The 19989-nt window shown below is 59.8% G+C and carries 17 protein-coding genes; 5 read left to right on the top strand and 12 right to left on the bottom strand.

Going from position 1 to position 19989, the window contains the following annotated elements:
• Positions 1-18: 18 nt before the first annotated feature.
• From L8H52_RS10155 to L8H52_RS10120, 8 genes are all read right to left on the bottom strand, one after another.
• Entirely contained in the window at positions 19-1029 is a 1011-nt protein-coding gene (locus tag L8H52_RS10155; protein ID WP_242206934.1) for a septal ring lytic transglycosylase RlpA family protein, read from the bottom strand.
• Positions 1029-2039: a lytic murein transglycosylase B gene (gene mltB, locus L8H52_RS10150; protein WP_093434581.1), complete on the bottom strand. Its 1011-nt coding sequence runs from the start codon at positions 2037-2039 to the stop codon at positions 1029-1031. The genes L8H52_RS10155 and mltB overlap by 1 nt, the downstream gene beginning before the upstream one ends.
• 17 nt (positions 2040-2056) lie before the next feature.
• Positions 2057-3160 carry a rod shape-determining protein RodA gene (gene rodA / locus L8H52_RS10145; RefSeq protein ID WP_242207058.1) on the bottom strand — a complete coding sequence of 368 codons (1104 nt, stop codon included), beginning with the start codon at positions 3158-3160 and terminating at the stop codon, positions 2057-2059.
• A 31-nt stretch (positions 3161-3191) separates the two neighbouring features.
• Positions 3192-5087, bottom strand: coding sequence for a penicillin-binding protein 2 (gene mrdA / locus L8H52_RS10140; RefSeq protein WP_242206933.1), 1896 nt, complete (start codon positions 5085-5087; stop codon positions 3192-3194).
• 10 nt (positions 5088-5097) lie between these two features.
• Positions 5098-5565 carry a 23S rRNA (pseudouridine(1915)-N(3))-methyltransferase RlmH gene (rlmH, locus tag L8H52_RS10135; RefSeq protein WP_003185785.1) on the bottom strand — a complete coding sequence of 156 codons (468 nt, stop codon included), beginning with the start codon at positions 5563-5565 and terminating at the stop codon, positions 5098-5100.
• Between the two features lie 9 nt (positions 5566-5574).
• A complete protein-coding gene (gene rsfS / locus L8H52_RS10130; protein ID WP_042561254.1) occupies positions 5575-6069 on the bottom strand; it encodes a ribosome silencing factor in 495 nt (164 codons plus the stop codon).
• Between the two features lie 72 nt (positions 6070-6141).
• Positions 6142-6831 carry a nicotinate-nucleotide adenylyltransferase gene (nadD, locus tag L8H52_RS10125; RefSeq protein ID WP_185036712.1) on the bottom strand — a complete coding sequence of 230 codons (690 nt, stop codon included), beginning with the start codon at positions 6829-6831 and terminating at the stop codon, positions 6142-6144.
• A gap of 1 nt (position 6832) precedes the next feature.
• Complete coding sequence (locus L8H52_RS10120; protein WP_242206932.1) at positions 6833-8104, bottom strand: glutamate-5-semialdehyde dehydrogenase; 1272 nt, start codon at positions 8102-8104, stop codon at positions 6833-6835.
• A gap of 177 nt (positions 8105-8281) precedes the next feature.
• On the opposite strand from L8H52_RS10120, the gene L8H52_RS10115 reads away from it, so the two are divergent.
• The 4 genes from L8H52_RS10115 (at position 8282) to L8H52_RS10100 (ending at position 16273) form a co-directional block, all read left to right on the top strand.
• Complete coding sequence (locus L8H52_RS10115) at positions 8282-8977, top strand: DNA-3-methyladenine glycosylase (protein ID WP_242206931.1); 696 nt, start codon at positions 8282-8284, stop codon at positions 8975-8977.
• A gap of 72 nt (positions 8978-9049) precedes the next feature.
• Positions 9050-10366: a bifunctional DedA family/phosphatase PAP2 family protein gene (locus tag L8H52_RS10110; RefSeq protein WP_242206930.1), complete on the top strand. Its 1317-nt coding sequence runs from the start codon at positions 9050-9052 to the stop codon at positions 10364-10366.
• Positions 10367-10917: 551 nt separating this feature from the next.
• Positions 10918-12702 carry a hypothetical protein gene (locus L8H52_RS10105; RefSeq protein ID WP_242206929.1) on the top strand — a complete coding sequence of 595 codons (1785 nt, stop codon included), beginning with the start codon at positions 10918-10920 and terminating at the stop codon, positions 12700-12702.
• A gap of 88 nt (positions 12703-12790) precedes the next feature.
• Complete coding sequence (locus L8H52_RS10100; protein WP_242206928.1) at positions 12791-16273, top strand: calcium-binding protein; 3483 nt, start codon at positions 12791-12793, stop codon at positions 16271-16273.
• Positions 16274-16360: 87 nt separating this feature from the next.
• Here the strand turns inward: L8H52_RS10100 and L8H52_RS10095 are convergent, their stop codons facing one another.
• The gene (locus L8H52_RS10095; protein WP_242206927.1) at positions 16361-16504 is read right to left on the bottom strand and encodes a hypothetical protein; all 144 of its coding nucleotides are present in this window, start codon (positions 16502-16504) and stop codon (positions 16361-16363) included.
• Between the two features lie 2 nt (positions 16505-16506).
• Here L8H52_RS10095 and L8H52_RS10090 point away from each other — a divergent pair, with 2 nt between their 5' ends.
• Positions 16507-18345 (top strand): hypothetical protein, encoded by a 1839-nt coding sequence (locus L8H52_RS10090; RefSeq protein ID WP_242206926.1) that lies wholly within the window; start codon positions 16507-16509, stop codon positions 18343-18345.
• Positions 18346-18401: 56 nt separating this feature from the next.
• On the opposite strand, the gene L8H52_RS10085 is transcribed toward L8H52_RS10090, so the two are convergent.
• The 3 genes from L8H52_RS10085 to L8H52_RS10075 all read right to left on the bottom strand — a co-directional run bounded on the left by L8H52_RS10085 (position 18402) and on the right by L8H52_RS10075 (position 19983).
• The gene (locus L8H52_RS10085; RefSeq protein ID WP_242206925.1) at positions 18402-18977 is read right to left on the bottom strand and encodes a hypothetical protein; all 576 of its coding nucleotides are present in this window, start codon (positions 18975-18977) and stop codon (positions 18402-18404) included.
• 70 nt (positions 18978-19047) lie between these two features.
• Positions 19048-19278 (bottom strand): hypothetical protein, encoded by a 231-nt coding sequence (locus tag L8H52_RS10080; RefSeq protein WP_242206924.1) that lies wholly within the window; start codon positions 19276-19278, stop codon positions 19048-19050.
• A gap of 114 nt (positions 19279-19392) precedes the next feature.
• Positions 19393-19983 (bottom strand): LON peptidase substrate-binding domain-containing protein, encoded by a 591-nt coding sequence (locus tag L8H52_RS10075; protein WP_242206923.1) that lies wholly within the window; start codon positions 19981-19983, stop codon positions 19393-19395.
• Positions 19984-19989: the final 6 nt, after the last annotated feature.

Raw genomic sequence — 19989 nt, 5'->3', positions numbered from 1 at the left:
TCAATCAAGTTCTACGTGTTACTCGGTGACCACACTTGGCGAACCAAGGTTGGCCAGGCGCACGCTGTTCTGCACCTGGGCAATTTCACCCGGCGAACCGATCGGCCCCAGGCGTACCCGATGCAGAGTCTGCTGATTGCGCACGATCGAGCTGATGAACACCGGAGCGCTCACCATCCCGCTGAGCTTCGACCTCAGCAGCTCTGCAGCGTCCGGGTTGGCGAACGCGCCCACCTGCAGATACTGGCCAGTTGCTGTTGCAGAAGCGTTTTTTTTTGCACTCATCGGCACGGGGACGGTGTCAGAGGCGTGTTGTTGCGGTGGCGGCGTCCATTGCTCGACGGTGCCGGCCGAGGCCGTGATCACCGGAGCGCTGTTCTGCGCGACCTGCGGCTCGTTGAGCATCAATGGTGCCGGACGGCCCTTGGCGGCCCAGTATTGCTGCGGATCGATGCCTTCGACCTTGACCCGTGCGGTGCCGGTTTCGGCGTAACCGAGTTTTTTCGCGGCGGCGTAGGACAAGTCGATGATGCGATCGGAATAGAACGGCCCACGGTCGTTGACCCGCAGGATTACTGTGCGGTTGTTGTCCAGGTTGGTCACCCGAACGTAACTTGGCAGCGGTAATGTCTTGTGGGCGGCGCTCATGCCATACAGGTCATAGACCTCGCCGTTGGCAGTGTTCTGGCCATGAAACTTGGTGCCGTACCAGGACGCCGTGCCGGAAGCGACGTAGGTCTTGGATTCCTGCAGCGGGAAGTAGGTTTTGCCCAGTACGGTGTACGGGTTGGCCTTGTACGGGCCGGTGTGCAGGGTCGGCGTCGCATCGGGGATGCGCGACACGTCGACGTCCCACCACGGCGCGCCGTCTTTGTGCGCACGGTTGATGTCCAGGCCCGGTTGCGCGCGCACAGCAGTATTCGAGGTTTTCGGCGTTGGCGAACGGCTGGTCGAACAACTGGCGACCAGCACTGCCAACGCAGCGAATGCCACCAGCTTCAGGGGTTTACTGTTAGGCAATGCCTGCATTACTTGACGCCCCGTGCTTGTACCAGCTGTTCAGACAGTTGATGTACGGCCATGGCGTACATCACGCTGCGGTTATAACGCGTGATCGCGTAGAAATTCTTCAGGCCCATCCAGTATTCAGGGCCGTTGTCGCCTTCGAGGCGAAATGCAGTAACCGGCATATCATCGCGCAGCGCATCATGACTTGACCAGCCCAGCGCTCGCAACTCTCCGACCGTTTTCGTCGGCTCGATACCGGTGGTCAGGCCTTCGTCGACCTGCTCGCCACGCACATCGGCACGGCTGACCACCGGCTCACCGGCGACCCAGCCGTGACGCTTGAAATAGCTCGCTACGCTGCCGATCGCATCATCCGGGTTGTTCCAGATATTGATGTGGCCGTCACCGTCGAAATCCACCGCATAGGCGCGAAAGCTGCTCGGCATGAACTGCGGCAGGCCCATGGCCCCGGCGTAAGAGCCTTTGAGGGTCAATGGATCGACCTGTTCTTCACGGGCCAGCAGCAGGAACTCACGCAGTTCCTTGCGGAAAAATTCGGCACGGGGAGGATAGTCGAAACCGAGCGTCGACAAGGCATCGATTACCCGGTAATTGCCGGTATTACGTCCGAAAAAGGTTTCAACGCCGATGATCGACACGATGACTTGTGCCGGTACGCCGTATTCCTGTTCGGCACGGGCCAGGGTCGCCTCGTGCTGACGCCAGAAATCCACACCACGGGCGATACGCGCGTCGGTGATGAACATCGGGCGGTATTCTTTCCACTGTTTGACCCGCTCGGCAGGTCTGGAAATGGCGTCGAGAATCGCCTGTTTGCGCTGAGCCTCGCGGAACACCGCCATCAATTGCTCACCGGCGAAACCGTAGTCGCGGGTCATTTCACCGACGAACTCGGCCACCTGCGGCGAGCCTTCGTATTCGCCGGCCAGCGCTTCCTGCACGCTGCCCAGCAGGCCCATCAGGCCAACCAGCGGCGCGCATCGAGTCGCCCAGCCACGCATTACTTGCATTGAACTCTTCACCTTATTCAAACCTGTGCGATCCACTTGCGATGGGTATGGATCGACATCAAAACCCCAAACGCTGACAGCAGCGTCACCAGCGAAGTTCCTCCGTAGCTAATGAACGGCAACGGCACCCCTACAACTGGCAGCAGGCCACTGACCATACCGATGTTGACGAAAACGTAAACAAAAAACGTCATGGTCAACGAACCGGCGAGCAATTTGCCGAACAGCGTTTGCGCCTGGGCGGTGATCACCAGCCCCCGGCCAATCAGCAGCAGATAGATCAGCAACAAGGCGCAAATGCCCACCAGGCCGAACTCTTCACCGAGCACGGCAATGATGAAGTCAGTGTGGCTTTCCGGCAGGAAGTCCAGGTGCGATTGGGTGCCCAGCAGCCAGCCCTTGCCGAACACGCCGCCGGAACCGATCGCGGCTTTCGACTGAATAATGTTCCAGCCGGTGCCCAGCGGATCGCTTTCCGGGTCGAGGAAGGTCAGGATTCGCTGCTTCTGGTAGTCGTGCATGATGAAGAACCACATCGCCACCGACACCGGGATCGCCGCCGCCAATACACTGAGAATCCAGCGCCAGCGCAGCCCGCCCATGAACAGCACGAACGCGCCGCCCGCCAGAATCAGCAGCGAAGTGCCGAGATCGGGCTGACGCACGATCAGCGCGAACGGCACACCGATCAGCATCAGGCTGATGCCGACATGCTTGAGTTGCGGCGGCAGCGTACGCTTGGACAAATACCAGGCAATGGTCGCCGGCATCAGGATTTTCATGAACTCCGAGGGCTGGAAGCGGATCACCCCGGGGATATTGATCCAGCGCGTGGCGCCCATGGCGTTATGACCCATGATGTCCACCACCAACAGCAGCACCACGCCGATCACATAGCCAAGTGGCACCCAACGCGCCATGAAGCGCGGTTCGAACTGGGCGATGATGATCATCGACACCAGACCGATGCCGAACGAGGTGGCTTGCTTGGCCAGCAGATCCCAGCTCTTGCCGCTCGCCGAGTACAGCACGAACAGGCTGCCGGCAGCGAGAATCAGCAGCAGGATCAACAACGGGCCATCGATATGCAGTCTTTGCAGCAGCGTCGCGCGGCGACGCATCACATCCTCACTGGAGAGCATGCGATCAAAGTTATTCATCACGGGCCGTAGCCTCCGCACTGATTGGGCTGGCGTATTCGGCCTTCAAGCGTCCGTCCTGATCGAGCAGCCAGGCATCCATGACCTGCCGCACCACCGGCGCCGCAACACCGGAGCCGGACTCACCGTTCTCGACCATCACCGATACAACAATTTTCGGGTCATCGGCCGGGGCAAAACCGACGAACAAGGCGTGGTCGCGGTGGCGCTCCTGAACCTTGGAACGGTCGTACTTCTCACCCTGCTTGATCGCCACCACCTGAGCGGTACCCGACTTGCCGGCAATCCGGTATTGCGCGCCGATCGCTGCTTTGCGCGCAGTACCTCGCGCGCCGTGCATCACCTGCTGCATGCCGTGGTTGACCTTGGTCCAGTCGGACGGATCACGCAGGACAATGTCCGGCATCGGATTTTCGTCCACCGGCTTCACCCCTTCGAGGGATTTGGCCAGGTGCGGACGATTCCAGATGCCTTTGTTGGCGACCAGCGCCGTGGCCTGAGCCAGCTGCAGCGGGGTCGATTGCATGTAGCCCTGACCGATCCCGAGGATCAGTGTTTCACCCGGGAACCATGCTTGCTTGCGCGTCGCCCGCTTCCACTCGCGGGACGGCATCAGGCCGGGGGATTCTTCGAACATGTCCAGCGAGACCTTCTGGCCGATGCCGAACTTGTTCATATAAGCCGACAACCGATCAATGCCGAGCTTGTGGGCCAGGTCATAGAAGTAGGTGTCGTTGGAACGCATGATCGCCGTATCAAGATCGACGAAGCCGTCACCGGTGCGGTTCCAGTTACGGTATTTGTGATCGTAGTTGGGCAGCATGTAGTAGCCGGGGTCGAACACCCGGCTCGACGCTGTCACCACACCGGAATCGAGACCGGCAATCGCCACCGCCGGTTTGATCGTCGAACCCGGCGGGTACAGACCGCGCAGCACACGATTGAACAGCGGTCGATCAATGGAATCACGCAGCTCGGCATAAGCCTTGAAGCTGATGCCAGTGACGAACAGGTTCGGGTCGAAACTCGGCTGGCTGACCATGGCCAGCACTTCGCCAGTCTTCGGATCGAGCGCCACCACCGCACCGCGACGCCCGCCCAATGCTGCCTCGGCCGCTTCCTGCAATTTGATGTCCAGACTGAGGACGATGTCCTTGCCCGGAATCGGATCGGTGCGCTTGAGCACACGCAGCACGCGGCCACGGGCGTTGGTCTCGACTTCTTCGTAACCAACCTGACCGTGCAATTCCGGCTCGTAGAAACGCTCGATGCCGGTTTTGCCGATGTGATGGGTGCCGCTGTAGTTGACCGGATCGAGGCTCTTCAGCTCTTTCTCGTTGATCCGCCCCATATACCCAACCGAGTGCGCAAAATGCGCGCCCTGCGGGTAGTGACGAACCAGCTGCGCAACCACTTCAACACCAGGCAGACGGAACTGGTTCACCGCGATCCGGGCAATCTGCTCTTCGCTCAGCTCGAACAGGATCGGTACCGGCTCGAATGGCCGGCGCCCCTGACGCATGCGCTTCTCGAAGATCACCCGGTCCTCGGGCGTCAGTTCCAGCACTTCGACAATGACGTCGAGCACTTGCTGCCAGTCGCCGGAACGCTCGCGGGTCATGCTCAGGCTGAAGCTCGGACGGTTGTCCGCCACCACCACGCCATTACGGTCGAAAATCAGTCCGCGCGTCGGCGGAATCGGCTGCACGTGGACGCGGTTGTTCTCCGACAGTGTCGAGTGGTACTCGTACTGGATCACCTGCAAGTAATACAGGCGCGCAATCAGTACGCAGATCAACAGCATGACCGCAATGGCCCCGAACACGACGCGGCTACGCACCAGGCGTGCGTCCTTTTCGTGGTCCTTGATGCGGATCGGCTGAGACATGAGGGCTGGATTACTTGTGGTAAGGGTGACCGGACAGCACGGTCCAGGCACGATACAACTGTTCGCCGATCAGGATCCGCACCAGCGGGTGCGGCAACGTCAGCGGCGACAACGACCAGCGCTGATCGGCACGGGCACAGACTTCCGGCGCCAGCCCTTCCGGGCCACCGACCATGAAATTGACCGTGCGCGAATCCAGCCGCCAGCGGTCGAGTTCGACCGCCAACTGCTCGGTGCTCCAGGGTTTGCCGTGGACTTCCAGCGTGACGATCCGCTCGTTCGGCCCGACCTTGGCCAGCATGGCTTCGCCTTCCTGGCGGATGAATCGGGCCACGTCGGCATTCTTGCCACGGGTATTGAGCGGTATTTCCACCAGTTCCAGCGCCAGCTCGGACGGAAGACGCTTGGCATATTCATGCCAGCCTTCTTCCACCCACTTGGGCATGCGTGAACCGACGGCGATCAGGCGCAGTCGCACAGCAATCCCTTACAGCTGGTCTTTGTTGAGCTTGGTGAAGTGCTCGTGGGTGTTTTCCGGGCTATGGTGTTTGGCATCGGCCGCACGGCTCTGCTCGGCACCGGCCCACAGGCGTTCCAGGTCGTAGAACTGACGTGCCGAGGCAGTCATCATGTGCACGATCACCAGGTCCAGGTCGAGGAGCACCCAGTCGCTGTCGCCCTTGCCTTCTTCGCCCAGCGGCTTGGCGCCCTGCTTTTTGACTTCTTCGCGAACCTTGTCGAGCATCGCGTTGATCTGGCGGTTGGACGTACCGGTGGCGATGATCATGTAGTCCGTGATGCTCTGCTTGTCGCGAACATCGATGATCTGGATGTCTTGCGCCTTGACGTCTTCCAGAGCGGCAACAGCAAGCTTGACCAGTTCGTCGCCCTTCAGCGGCTCGTTGGTATTGGCCACTTCCGGCAGCGGCGCGCTTTTGAATGTGCCTTTGCGTTTTACTTTCGGTAGGTCTTTGTCAGTCATATAAAACTCGTTTTGCTCATATATTCGGCGGCTTGGCGATACGTGGATTCGTATCAGTGAAGCACGCCTTGCTCAGTTCGACGCACGATACAGACCGTGCGCATCGATGTAGGCCAGGACCGCGTCGGGCACCAGGAAACGTACCGACTTACCGCTGGCCAGCAGTTGACGGATCTGGGTGGCGGAAACCGCGAGCGGTGTCTGCCAGACGAATGCAATCTGTCCGCTCGGCCCTTTCAGGGCCAGCGGGTCGCTCACCGAACGCGCTGCCAGCAGGTTGCGCAAGGCATCCGGCGGTTCGCTGTCGGCGTCCGGGCGCTGTAGCACCAGGATGTGGCAATGCTGGAGCAACTCTTCCCAGCGGTGCCAAGTGGGCAGGCCGCAAAATGCGTCCCAGCCCAAAAGCAGAAAAACCTGGGTCTCGGCGGGCATTTCAGCGCGCATAGACTCCAGGGTATCAATGGTCCAGGACGGCTTGTCCCGCTGCAATTCGCGGGCGTCCACCACCAGCGGCGGCATGCCCGCCACCGCACACTCGACCATTGCCAACCGATCCTGCGCCGACACCTGCGGCGTACCGCGATGTGGCGGCCGCGCATTCGGCATCAGGCGCAACTCGTCGAGCGCCAGCGCTTCGGCGACTTCCAGGCCACCGCGCAAATGGCCGATGTGCACCGGGTCGAACGTCCCGCCCAATACGCCGATGCGTCGGGGGCGCGACTCGCTGCCGGTTTGCGGCGCTGTCAGGTCGAGGTCGGTCAAGTCAGACCGTCGCCTGGCCGCGCAACTGGCCATCACCGACCACGATGTACTTCTCGCAGGTCAGTCCTTCGAGCCCCACCGGGCCGCGGGCGTGCAGCTTATCAGTAGAAATGCCGATCTCGGCACCCAATCCGTATTCAAATCCATCGGCGAAGCACGTCGGGGTGTTGATCATCACCGACGCCGAGTCGACTTCCGCCACAAAGCGCCGAGTGTCAGCGAGGTTTTCGCTGACGATCGAGTCGGTGTGATGGGAGCCGTAATGGTTGATGTGTTCGATGGCCTGATCCAGACCGTCGACCACGCGAATCGACAGGATCGGTGCCAGATACTCAGTGTTCCAGTCGTCTTCGCTAGCGGCAACGGCGTCGATAATCGCCCGAGTGCGCTCGCAGCCACGCAGTTCAACACCTTTTTCGCGGAACTGGGCGGCCATCGACGGCAGGAAATCCTTGGCAACCGTTTGATCGACCAGCAACGTCTCCATCGCGCCGCAAATGCCATAACGATAAGTCTTGGCATTGAAGGCAATGCGCTGGGCTTTCGGCAAATCAGCGTGGGCACTGACGTAAACGTGGCAGATGCCGTCCAGATGCTTGATCACCGGCACGCGGGCATCGCGACTGATGCGTTCGATCAGGCCACGGCCACCGCGCGGCACGATCACGTCGACGTACTCGGGCATGGTGATCATCGCGCCAACGGCGGCGCGGTCGGTGGTTTCGACCACTTGCACCACAGCGGCGGGCAACTCAGCCTCGGCCAGACCACGCTGGATGCACGCGGCAATCGCCCGATTGGAATGAATCGCTTCGGAACCGCCGCGCAGGATGGTCGCGTTGCCGGACTTCAGGCACAGACTGGCGGCATCGATGGTCACGTTCGGGCGGGATTCGTAGATGATCCCGATCACGCCCAGCGGCACACGCATCTTGCCGACCTGAATCCCCGATGGACGGAAGCTCATGTCACGGATTGCACCGACCGGATCCGGCAGTGCAGCAACCTGACGCAAACCGACGATCATGCCGTCGATGCGCGCCGGGGTCAGTTCCAGACGTTCCAGCAAAGCGGGTTCCAGACCATTGGCGCGACCGGCGGCCAGATCCTGTTCATTGGCTGCGGCAAGCTCGGCACGCGCAGCGTCCAGGGCATTGGCTGCAGCCTGCAAGGCGTGGTTTTTCTGCGCGGTGCTGGCACGGCCGATGACCCGGGAGGCTTCGCGGGCGGCGCGACCCAATCGGGTCATGTAGTCAAGAACGGACTCAGTCATGGTCTGCTGGGGTCTTGGCAAAGAGGAAAGCGGCAGATTATAGCTGTCGCGTACCGGGACTAACAGCGGTGACGGGCGGATGGTCGAAATGAACGCTGATTCGCCGGCGTTCAGGCCCAATTAAGCCGGGCGTTGTTATCATCACGACCTCCTGAGCCTGGATAAACGTTACCTGCCATGTCCAACCTGACCGTTCGCCACCGCGCCGAACGCCTGCCGCTGGGGCTGCCGGACGCCTTTTTCGACCGAGATGCGCAAGTGCTGGCGCAGGATCTGCTCGGCAAAGTCATCCGCCATCGCGTCGGCGACTTGTGGCTCAGCGCGCGAATCATCGAAACCGAAGCCTATTACTGCGCCGAAAAGGGCAGCCACGCTTCGTTGGGTTACACAGAAAAGCGTAAGGCTTTGTTTCTGGATGGCGGCCACATCTATATGTATTACGCCCGTGGCGGTGACTCGTTGAATTTCAGCGCGCAAGGGCCGGGCAATGCGGTATTGATCAAATCCGCTTATCCGTGGGTCGATGAAGTCAGCGGGCCAGCGAGTCTGGCGCAGATGCTGTTGAACAATCCCGATGCTCAGGGACGTGCGCGTCCTTCGCAAAAGCTCTGCGCCGGGCAAACCCTGCTGTGCAAAGCGCTGGGGCTAAAGGTGCCGGTATGGGACGCCAAACGTTTCGATCATGAAGTCCTGTTGGTAGAGGACACCGGGCCGGCGCCGGCGCACATTATCCAAACCACACGCCTGGGCATTCCCCATGGCCGCGATGAACACCTGATGTACCGCTTTGTCGACTCTGCCTACGCGCAATGGTGCACGCGGAACCCGCTACGACGCGGTCAGGTCGAAGGCCGGGATTATTTCTTGCTGTAAACACAAACCTGTTTAGGAGCTGCCGAAGGCTGCTCCTACATAGGGATCATCAATGGTTTGGAGTTTTTCTGTATGGGCCCATGGCTCGATAGCGTGACCGGGTGGCTGGCGGCCAACCCACAGTGGCTGGCTGCGGCGGTATTCATTGTTGCCTTTGTGGAATGTCTGGCGATTGCCGGTCTGATCGTGCCGGGCACCGTGCTGCTGTTTGCCGTCGCCGTTCTGGCCGGCAGCGGCGCACTGTCACTGAGCGAAACCCTGCTGCTGGGTTTTCTCGGCGGGATTCTCGGCGATGCTGTGTCGTATTTGCTCGGCCGGCATTTCCATCAGAACATTCGGCGTCTGCCAGGGCTGCGCCATCATCCGGAATGGATGGCCGGCGCCGAGTCGTATTTCCAGCGCTACGGCATTGCCAGCCTGTTGGTCGGCCGCTTCATCGGACCGCTACGGCCGATGCTGCCCATGGTCGCCGGCATGTGCGACATGCCCTTCCCGCGTTTCGCCGCGGTCAGCCTGCTGGCCGCCGCTGGCTGGAGTCTGGCCTATCTGCTGCCGGGCTGGGCCACCGGCGCGGCCTTCCGCCTGCCCTTGCCTGAAGGGTTCTGGCTGCAAGCCGGCATTGTCGCCGGCAGCATCGCCGCAATGGTTGGTCTGAGCGTGAACAGCAGCCTGCGCCGCCACCGCCGCGCAACAATCTGGATCAGCAGCATGAGCCTGCTGATTCTGATTGGCCTGTTCGTCGGCTATCCGTACCTGACCGCACTCGATCAGGGCGTGATGACACTGGTGCAGGAACATCGCCAGCCAATGCTGGATGAAATTGCGGTCACGCTGACGCTGATCGGCGAGTTCCGCAACATGCTTATGTTCAGCGCATTGCTCGTGGTCCTGCTGCTGATCTGCCGGCAATGGCGTCACGCGGTTTTTACCGGGGCTACGCTGTTGGTCACCGCACTGGCCAACACCGCAACCAAATACTTCTTCGCCCGCGTACGCCCGGAAGTCCTGACCGACCCGCTGACCACCTACAGCATGCCAAGTGGTCATGCCTCGGGGTCGTTCGCGCTGTTTCTGAGCCTCGCTGTGCTGGCCGGTCGCGGGCAACCGCCACGTATGCGCCTGACCTGGCTGCTGATCGGCTGCATACCCGCACTGGCCATCGCCCTGTCGCGGGTTTATCTCGGCGCGCACTGGCCAACCGACGTCCTCGCTGGCGCCATGCTCGCCAGTTGCGTGTGTGCGGCGAGCCTGTGGCTGAGCCAGCGTTCGACATCGCTCAATGCCATGCCCTTCAAAGTCTGGTGGCTGATCCTGCCGGCGATGCTGGCAATGTTCGCTTTCTTCGTACTGCGGCATCTTCCGCATACGCTGTTGCGTTACGCTTATTGATTGAAACTTCACAAGCGTTATTTCCTTGCGCGGCTCTTTTCGGAAAATTCCGACGAGAGCCGCGCCCTTGCCCTATTCAAACTTGCTTGCCATGAGAAAGTATTCGGACAACCAACTATCAACTTTCTTACATATAAACCCGGCATAAAATCGGGTTACATAATTGCCCGCCCAGCACCGATATAAAGCGCTCCACCGCGTGGAAAAACCATTAGATTGACTCAGCCCATTCAATAACTTTCGATCATCAAAACACTTGAACCAACGCAACTTTAACAACGGCGCGTGTTTTGGTTATCTATTGATTCGAGTCATTCATGAGTCCGAAGATACCGCGCAAACCAACATCGACCCATCGACAACCCGACCCGCAGACACCTGCGCCATCTCCAGGGGTCCCTGCGGCATGGCGACTGCCCGGTTTGGCCGACCCCGGCGGCCCGCCGCGCAACGTAGAGGTACCGGAAGCGACTGACCCGGTCCTCTCACCCGCCATTACGATCAGTGCCCTGCCCACACAAAACTCTGGGCCATCCCGCCACGATGGCGCGGTGAATCCCTACTGGTTGAAACAGGATTTTCTGCACGGCATGCAGCCGGCAGACGAAGACGGCTTTCGCTGGATTGTCGGCCGTCGATTCGTCGACGTCGAATCTGACGGCGGGCTCCAGACGACCCACGTCGGCACCGACGATTCCGGCATCTGGCGCAGCAAACTACTGACCGAGCGCTACCCCTCTGGCCCCAGGCTTTTTAAAAACCAAGGTCGCGCGACCTGGCGTCTGAGCGAGCAGATCAGCGAGATCCCGCCCGTCAGTGCTGAACGACTGACACCCGAAACATCTGCGCAGAAGCGCAGCGCAATGCCCAGCGTCGAACCTCTTGCCACCAAGCAACCGCGCCCGACGAACTCGCCCACGTACATTGATCAAGGCCGCTATCGACCCACTTGGCGTTCGCCGGATGCTCAAGGCTATTACGAGTTCATGCCGTTCCTGAGTTCGAAGCCGACCGACGTCCAGTTTGCTTTCATGGACAAATTCGGCAACGCCGTGCGGGTTGTGCCGCCGGCGTCAGGGTTTGGCGCAGAACCTGCACAACTGAAACACTGGACTGACCGCGAAATCTGGACGCTGTACGGCATCGATGGTCAGGATATCGTCAGGTTCCGCAGTGAAGCCGCTGCCAGCGGCAAGCCGCCAGACTGGGTCGCCGCCCGAGAGACCGACAACCCGCACAGTGACTTGCTGAACGACGCCCTGCGCTGGCTGCAACCGACCATGAGTAGCCAGCAAAGCGAAACCTTCCTGCAGGCCTACAACCTGTTACCCAGTCAACTGACGCGCTTGCGCCAGGAACTCAAGAACACCCTGGCAATGCCGGAATGGGCCGAGGCGCACAAGCGCTTGACCGAGGACGCCGACAATCCTCAACGCCTCGAACAATTGAGTCGCGACGCCGTCAGCGAACTCAACCTCAAGCGCGATGCGCGACACGCCTGGTATGCCCCCGAAAGCAGCCTGACCCCGGAACTACGAGAAGCGTTGCTGACGAAGCTCGGCTACCTGCGCAACAAGAATAATTGCCTGTACCGCACTGACATCCCGGCCCTGTTCCGCGGCGATGAGCGCACGCCGTTCGAGCTGGCCAATGATGGCACCCTGCTACCGCGCTACCACCACGAGCCGGGGGCGACTACACACAAACCGATAAGCGCTACGTTCAGCCTCAACGAAGGTGAGATGTATGCAAGAAGCCCTGACCCTGAGTACTTGCGCTACAACAGCCAGACCCACAAATACCCAGGGCGCGGGGCCGATGAATCCTCTTCTTCGGACAGTGACAGCAGTGATACGCAAAGCACGACATCGTCCGAATGGTCGGAACCTGCCAGTCCAATCGCCTGGGATCACGATCAGCATTACCGCAGCACCCGCATCAATCAAAAGGAAATGTTTTTGTATGTGCTCGACACCCGCCGCCTGGAGGTGGTCCCGCATGAAGAGAACATGCTGTTCAACTCCGCGGCCCGCGATACACCCCCGACATGGTTTCCCTCCGACGACTTCGAAGGGCTGATTTCAGTTACAGGCAGTGGATTGGCGGCAGAGCGCATCTGGCTGCTCAATTCCTCGCGAACCAAAGCCGCCAAAATCGACGACATCAAGGCTCAGGCCGGCGACAGCGCCGAGCGCATCGAGGCAGCTACCCATGCCGGGCACAGGAACGCCTTCGAATATGACCGCTTGATCGACCGCGTCGAGACGGCAGGTAAACCGATCATCAGACTCTCGGGCAACAGTAACGAATTCGCCTACGACATCACCTGGCCGTAAGTGCCGGCAGCTATCAGCGCAACTTGTCTTACAGAAACTCTCCGGCTCGGATGCCGGTTCATAGCGCAATTCATTAAAGGACTAATACGTGTCAACACTCATAGTACCCAGCATCGCAGCCCTTGAGGCCCGGGCCTTGGGAATGCAGCAGATCGAAGCCTCGGCCAATCCCCATGGACGCCAGCCGAGTCCTGTCGCGCGTAAAAGCATCGCCACCCAGACGGATCCGGATGCCCCCTTTATGCGCACCCTTGAATCCCTCGACAATCATTTTGGCCCGTTACGCATTGGCGAAGTCACGACCACTCGCGTCGAACTGCAGGCCTTCGGCGCGACAGTCCATGGTCAGCCCATCAGCCCGGCGAATGCCGGCATGCAAAAGGTCGATCAGGCATTTCTGGACGGTCTCAACTTCGATGCGAAAAAGGCCCACGCACGATTGAAGGCCATTGATACCGCCGACATCGACGGCCCCGGCCTGCTGTTCTTTGAAATCTCCAGCCAGCGCTCGTTCAGTGCCGGAAAACTCTTCGTCGGCACCGCCGGCCTTGAGGCGGGCAGTCTGATGGAACGCCTCAATCGTTTGTGTCACGCCGCGCAGAAGCTGGACATCCAGAAAGTCGACACATTTGAAAACTCACCAGGCTGGGTCAACCGAGGCAAAAGCTATTTGATGAGCGGCGCCGGTGTCGGCATGCAGGCCTTCGGTCTTTACAGCGGCTACCGGGCCATGCTCGATGCCATCAGGAACGGCGAGACCCGCGAAGCCTGGATCCAGGGTGGCTCGATCGCCGCCGAGCTGGGCTCGTTGATTCTGGAACAGGGTTTCAGCAAAGGCGGCCAGGCCATGCTCAACCAGAGTGGCAAGGTCTTCCGGTACTTTCCGCGGACGTCTTTCGGCAAATACCTCAGCCGTGGCGCCGGCATGTTTGCCAGCATCATCACCTTGCCGTTCGACATCAATGATGCGGTGACATCATTCAATGCCGCAGCAGCCACCAGCGGCAAAGAAGCCCAGGACCACTACGTCAGCGGCGGCCTGAGTGTCGCCGGCGCGGCCATCAGTCTGGCGCTGGGCGTGGCGGCTCTGGCCGGTTTCGGCAGCGTTGCCGGTCCTCTTGGCCTGGCCGCCGCCGGGCTGCTGATCGCCACCTCGTTGATTTACCAGGCCGCGCGCGTGGTCGATGACATCGACGACTACATCGAACTGACGTTCCACGAGCGTCTGCGCTCCGGCTGGTTCGCCTTCACCCGTCAGGAGATGGACAAGGACGTGATGGATCGCTTCAAGCTGTCCAAGGGTTATCGCGACCACAAGGAACAACTGGAGCTGTCCGCCCGCCAGATGCTCGACGGCGCGTACAAGCACTCTCTCGAACACGTCGTCAACGGTGCGTTCCGGGTAGAACTCAAACCCGTGGAAATCTGGCGCTACCAATGGGATGAAAGCGCGGGTGAACAGCCATTCAAAGTCGATAGTTATGCAGCGGTCGTGGAAGGCGACGACGTGATCGATGCCGGCAAAGGTCTGCCGGCAGACCTCGAGGGCAAGGTCTCCGGCAGTGCCGGCGATGGCAAAGGAGTGTTCTGGCGCCTCGGCGATGGCAATGACCGGGTGGTCGGGGTGGAAAACCAGCCGAATATTTTCACCTATCGAGCGGATCACAAAGCGCTGACGGGCGGCGCCAAAAGCGACGCGTTCTATCAAGAGGTCACCGAGGCGGAACTCGACCGGGCAAGCAAACCGGCGCATCTGAGCGTGCTGGATGGCGGTGCCGGTTCCGACACCCTGGCGTTCGAGGGCAGTCGTCCACGCAGCGACACGCGCAATATCGGCCATGACATCAACCTGCAAAGCGGCAAGGTCAGCCTGCGCGGCCTTGATCCCGATGTCGATGCCCTCCACGTCACCCAACTGACATCGATCGAAAACGTGTCGACGTTGCGCAAAGGCACCAGCCGCGTGACTGGCAGCGATGAAGCCAACCGTATCGCCGCGAATGGTTACGACCGGGTCAACGCTGGCGGCGGTGACGACACCATAGCCATCGGCGGTATCGATTGCCGGGTCGATGGCGGTAGCGGGATGGATCGCTATTACATTGCCGATACCTGCGCACGCACGACGATTGTCGAAGACGGCGAACACGCCAGCCTGATCGAATTTGGCTGGCCGCGAGATATCATCCAGCGCTGGGAAATCAACGACACCGCACTGGTGGTCCACTCCCTGCGCGGCAAGGATGGCAGCGACCCCGAGCACGTCCTCACGGTCGAAAATGTCTACCAACGGGTCGATGGCCAACGCCAGTTGAAAAACGACAAACTGGTGTTCAAGACTCAGGACGAATACGAATTGCTGGTGCTGCTGCCGGCGAAACCGGGCGAGGCCTCGATCGAGTCTGTCGATGTCGCCGTGAGCGTCGTCGGCAAACCGGCCCCCGCTGCGGAAATCGTCAATGGCGGTACGGTGGAGATCAATGATCTGGGGCGCAAACGGCATTATTTGTCGCGCATGGCGGGCAACGTCGAGTTCGTCGCCAAGCGTCATGTGGCGCAGACCTCGCGGACGGTTCACCTGGACTTCAAAAACGCTGAAATCAACGACGTGGTCGTCAGTTATCAGGTCGAAGCGCGCAGGGGCGTTTCTGGCAATACTCATCTGATCTACAGCGACATCGACCTGTCTCTGCATTTGCCGGAAAAAACCGTGACGTTCAAAGGGGTGATTCAGCCCATCGCCGCGGCCACCGGTTACAGCGGCAGAAACAGCCTGAAAGTGACGACACCGCTGCTTGCACAGGACGTCGTGTTGATCCTGCAGGATGAAGTGTCGTACCGCTTGCAAGTGCCGGATCTGGATTACGAAGACGATGTGCGCAATCCCGGTCCCCGCAGCAAAAGCACGCGCAGTTGCCTGAAGCGGCGTAAAGGGAATTATCTGTTTACCCGCCCTGTGCCTAGCGAAAAGCTCTTGCTGCCAGCGCAGCCCAGCAAAGTGGTAATTCCGCCAGGGCCACATACAGGCATCTACGTGCTCGACGGGCAAAGTTCGAGCTACGACATCTACCTTGCCAGCAACTCGATCGTGCGTCTGTCGACGCCGGGTGCCGCAGCCAACACCGCCGACGCTTCCATCTGGAACATTTTCACCAGTGCCCTGAAGGAAACGGTCAGGCGCGACGATATTCAACTGAACGCCAACCGCTTGCGCATCGGCAGCGCGATGATCGAGTTGCCCACTATCAACGCAGATTCACCCGTGGAGTCAGTCAGCGTCGTGACGTCTGCGGGCAATATCTATGAAGTGTCGCTGCTGTTCGAAGTCTTCCAGTTGTACGTCATCGACGCCCGCAGTTATGCCAGTGTCGAAGCACTCCTGGCAGACATCGAAGCGCATCGACAGCGCAACGAGCTGGCCGCCAACGTTCATGTCACCCACATCAGCGCCAAGGGAACAACCGGCAAGGTGGTTTACCGCTCGGCGAAAAAGCAATGGAGCGTCGACAGCGATCCGCAGAGCCAAATCAAGGCTGAGGATCTGCTGATCACGACAAACCAGAACACCTGATCGCGTCTACCCAACATCCAATGCGCGCCGATGTGGTTCTGACTGCTGCACCGGCGCTCGTTTCACTCAGCCAATGGACAGGCTGAGTCATGCTTCAAGGAGTTCATCGCATGCGCCAAAAACCGGGGCCTCGCCCCAAATCGCCGACCCCCAGTCCACCACAATCTGCAACACGGCAGCCGGCAGATAGCCCGATACTCGCCAGACCGGAAAGCGTTGCGGGTCAATCATCCGTGGATTCGCCTTCTGCCTCCAAACGACTGCGCCTGGATGAGCCGGACGCTTCGCGCCAGCAGACAGCGTCCATCGAAGTCAGTGTTCTGCCGACGACGTCTACAGAACGCGACTCTTTTTCGATGACGTCGCTGGAGGATTTTGCCCATCCGTATTTCGGCGATCTGCCAGCGCCGAATGCATCCGGGGTCAGGCACTACCTCGGCAGGGATTGGGTCGATGTTCAGCTTCCTGACGTCGAAGGCCGGCAACACGTTTGCGTTCGCTATGATGCCGAAGTCAAGGCGTACCGGGTGATCTCGTTCCGGCGTACGGCGCCTGGCCCACCGATTTATCGCACCACGCAAGACAATCTCTGGGCTCTGGATCGACACCTGACGTTCCTTAACGCCGACGATCATGCGTTTTCCTCAACGCCAAATGCGCAGGGCTACTACTCGTTTCACGCCGCTGGATCGAACAGCGACGGAGCTGTTCTCGGCTATGCCTTCAAGGATGGCGAGCAGCGCTGGATTGCAATCGATCCTGCGCGGGCAAACGCGGATGCGCCGCTTGCGCAGTGGTCGGATCAGGATATCCGGCAGCTGTATATCGTCGAAGACGCGCAGATTCCCGCGTTTCGCACAGCCGCGCAACGCTCTGGAACAGCGCCGGACTGGGCGCCACGGGCGCAGAACGTCGAGGACTACACCTTTGTCGCCGACTCGTTGAAATGGTCGCATCCACAACTGGATTCCGCTCAGCGCGCGCAGCTGCTGCGCAGCTATAACCTGAGCAAGGCGCAGTTGAGCCGTTTACGCGGTGAAGCCAGTGACGGCCGGATGCCGGAATGGGCGCAGCAGCACAAGCGCCTGACGCTCGACGCCAGCGATGAACAGCGCTTCAAACTGATCGCCGAAGAACTCGAAAACTACCTGCACGACCTGCGCAGCCAAGGCCTGGAGTTCAATCATCAATGGCCAGCGACGCGATACAGCGATGGTTTTCTAGCCGACTACGCTGCCCATCTCGGTTACCTGCGCACGCGCCACAACATGCTCTACCGCACCGACATTCCGGCGCTGTTCAGAGGTGAAACCCGTTTACCGTTCGAGCTGGCCAGGGATGGCCGGATGATGTATCGCAAAGGCAATCCCACCGGGACCACGAACAAGCGGGCCTTGAGTGCAACATTCGGGTTGCACGACGCCAGTGCCTACGCGGCGGCCGGGGGCGGTTTCTATCACGAGTTGCATTACAACACTCAGGCCAACCGCTTTCCTGGAGTGAATCCGCAGCGCTCCAAGGGGCCCGCCGGTGAGTCTTCGGACTCCGCAGAGAGTTCCGTGTCGGACGGCAAACGCACCGGCGACGAGGCCGACTCTGACACTTCGTTCGTGTTCGATGACTCGACGGGCTATGCATCCACCCGTCGCAAGCAAACCAGCACTTTTATCTACGCCATCGATACGCGTGGGCTGGAAGTCGTGCCCGGGGCGGAAAACAAGGCATTCAACCCCGGCCAAGGCAAATTTATCTTCGACGCCCTGGAGGGGCACATTTCCACACCGACACGCGGCATCAGTGCCGAACGGCTCTGGCTGGTGCGTTCTGACCTGAGCAAAGCTGCGCGGGTCAAGGACGTGCTGGAGCAGGCCGGCGGTCGTGTCGCAACAATCGAACAGGCCACCTGGGCGGGCACCGACAGCCGAGCGGCCGGCTACTTTGGCGCTAACGCCTACGATCGCCTGATCGATGAAATCGCCAGCTCGGGCGGTGTGATTCTGGATTTGCCAAAAGGCGACAAGACCTTTGCCGACGACGTCGTCTGGCCGGTCCCCGAGCATGATCGGGCCTGAGATACAGCGCCATTCATCCAGTCATGAATGGCGCGTTTTTAAACGGTAACTTGCAGCTACCCGACCACCTTGATCACGAAGATCGCCGGGATGCTATTGAACGCGTTGTGCCCCGTCGGGTTGGGGTCTACGTCCAGAAATGTGCTCATGCCACTGCTCACGCTCCGGTATAACGGCTTGCTTGAGGATTTTTTGTCATCTGTTTCGCGGCTCAATTCAAGATAAGCCGGACCGGCTTCGAAGTGGCCAAGCGAAGCTTTCGGCACGGCGAACGTATTGATTGAAAAGTCCTGCAGCGGAGCACTGGTACTGGCCAACAGATTATGCGTCTTGTCTTCGATGAATAACCGCGCACCGTCGAACACGCCCGGATGCACAAGGCTGATTGCATAATGTTCGCCCTGCGGGACGAATTTCAGCAGCAGCGGTTTGTCGTCCTCATGGTTCGCCAGCGTGATGAAACTTGCGACGCGCGAATCGGCCAGTCCGACTTCGGCATCCAGTTGCTCACCCTTGGTAATCCGCAGGTCGTGAAGCGCCTGTTGCAGGCGTTGTTGATTAAGCACCACCGGCCGGCCATCGAGATAAAGATGCGCGGTGAATGCTTTGCTGTTTATTTTTGCTATGGACATGGGGCGCCACCTGTAGACGTCCTGCCCTCGGTAACACCAACGGCAGGCAAATACTGAAAAAAGGAAAGAATCAAACGGCGGCTTCAGCCATTACGGCTTTGGCTGTCGCGGACATCCGCGGAATATCGCCTACCGGGACTTTTTCGGATTTTCGCTTACGTCGGGCAATCACCATGCGATCCGCATAATTCGATGCGGCTTCAACAACATTGTTAACGTTATGATCAGTTCCGGCATGTTTCATAATGTATTTGCCGGCAATATCGTCCCAAAACGCCCATTCATCTTCATATACAGTCATGACTTCGTCCTTGTTTTTATAAAAGTCGCCCGCGTCCTGCGGGCAACTTGAAATTAAGGCAAAGCCATAAGCGAGACAATACTGGCAAATACGAACAGTTGATTCGAAGTGCAACTACGCAAACAACTCGCCCTGCAACTCATCGAGCAGCGCCTGAATCGCATCCAGTCGCTGCTGGGGATCGTCGAGTTGCAACAGATCGATCTTGTCTTCCTCGGCGAACGGCAACAGATAGGCCAATTGATTGGCCAACGATTGCTGACCGAGCGCATCGGTGCCCATGTTCAGCGCTTCGACCATCGGATGCTCGGCCAAGGCCTTGAGCAGCGCCACCAGATCGGCGTCCTCATCCTGCAGCGGTTGCTCAGGTTCATCATCCAGCCACTCGACATCAGCCAGAATCAACTGATCGCGCTGCACCTCGGTGCGCAGCACACTGAAGCGACGGCCACCCTGCACGCGAATCCCCAACAAGCCGTTGTCCTGCTGCTGAAAATCAGTGATGCGTGCTTCGCAGCCGACCAGAGCAAATCCTTCTGGCGCGACGCCGACTTCATGGCCATCGAGAATGCACACCACGCCGAAACCGCCGCCCTGTTTCATGCAGCGGCCGATCATGTCGAGATAGCGCGCCTCGAAGATCTGCAAATCGAGGTTGCAGCCGGGAAACAGCACTGTGTTCAGCGGAAAAAGCGGCAGACTCATAGACAT

This window comes from Pseudomonas sp. CROZ-RG-20F-R04-15 (genome assembly GCF_022662375.1).
Lineage (GTDB): Bacteria > Pseudomonadota > Gammaproteobacteria > Pseudomonadales > Pseudomonadaceae > Aquipseudomonas.
This window is presented reverse-complemented; position numbering and strand designations above follow the sequence as displayed.

Excerpts from the sequence above, each read along its gene's own strand:
- L8H52_RS10155 (WP_242206934.1), bottom strand. The coding sequence starts at position 1,029 with ATGCAGGCATTGCCTAACAGTAAACCCCTGAAGCTGGTGGCATTCGCT.
- rsfS (WP_042561254.1), bottom strand. The coding sequence starts at position 6,069 with ATGACTGACAAAGACCTACCGAAAGTAAAACGCAAAGGCACATTCAAA.
- L8H52_RS10085 (WP_242206925.1), bottom strand. The coding sequence starts at position 18,977 with ATGTCCATAGCAAAAATAAACAGCAAAGCATTCACCGCGCATCTTTAT.
- L8H52_RS10075 (WP_242206923.1), bottom strand. The coding sequence starts at position 19,983 with ATGAGTCTGCCGCTTTTTCCGCTGAACACAGTGCTGTTTCCCGGCTGC.
- L8H52_RS10120 (WP_242206932.1), bottom strand. The coding sequence starts at position 8,104 with ATGACTGAGTCCGTTCTTGACTACATGACCCGATTGGGTCGCGCCGCC.
- L8H52_RS10095 (WP_242206927.1), bottom strand. The coding sequence starts at position 16,504 with ATGATTGACCCGCAACGCTTTCCGGTCTGGCGAGTATCGGGCTATCTG.
- L8H52_RS10115 (WP_242206931.1), top strand. The coding sequence starts at position 8,282 with ATGTCCAACCTGACCGTTCGCCACCGCGCCGAACGCCTGCCGCTGGGG.
- L8H52_RS10080 (WP_242206924.1), bottom strand. The coding sequence starts at position 19,278 with ATGACTGTATATGAAGATGAATGGGCGTTTTGGGACGATATTGCCGGC.
- mltB (WP_093434581.1), bottom strand. The coding sequence starts at position 2,039 with ATGCAAGTAATGCGTGGCTGGGCGACTCGATGCGCGCCGCTGGTTGGC.
- rodA (WP_242207058.1), bottom strand. The coding sequence starts at position 3,160 with ATGCGTCGCCGCGCGACGCTGCTGCAAAGACTGCATATCGATGGCCCG.
- mrdA (WP_242206933.1), bottom strand. The coding sequence starts at position 5,087 with ATGTCTCAGCCGATCCGCATCAAGGACCACGAAAAGGACGCACGCCTG.
- L8H52_RS10110 (WP_242206930.1), top strand. The coding sequence starts at position 9,050 with ATGGGCCCATGGCTCGATAGCGTGACCGGGTGGCTGGCGGCCAACCCA.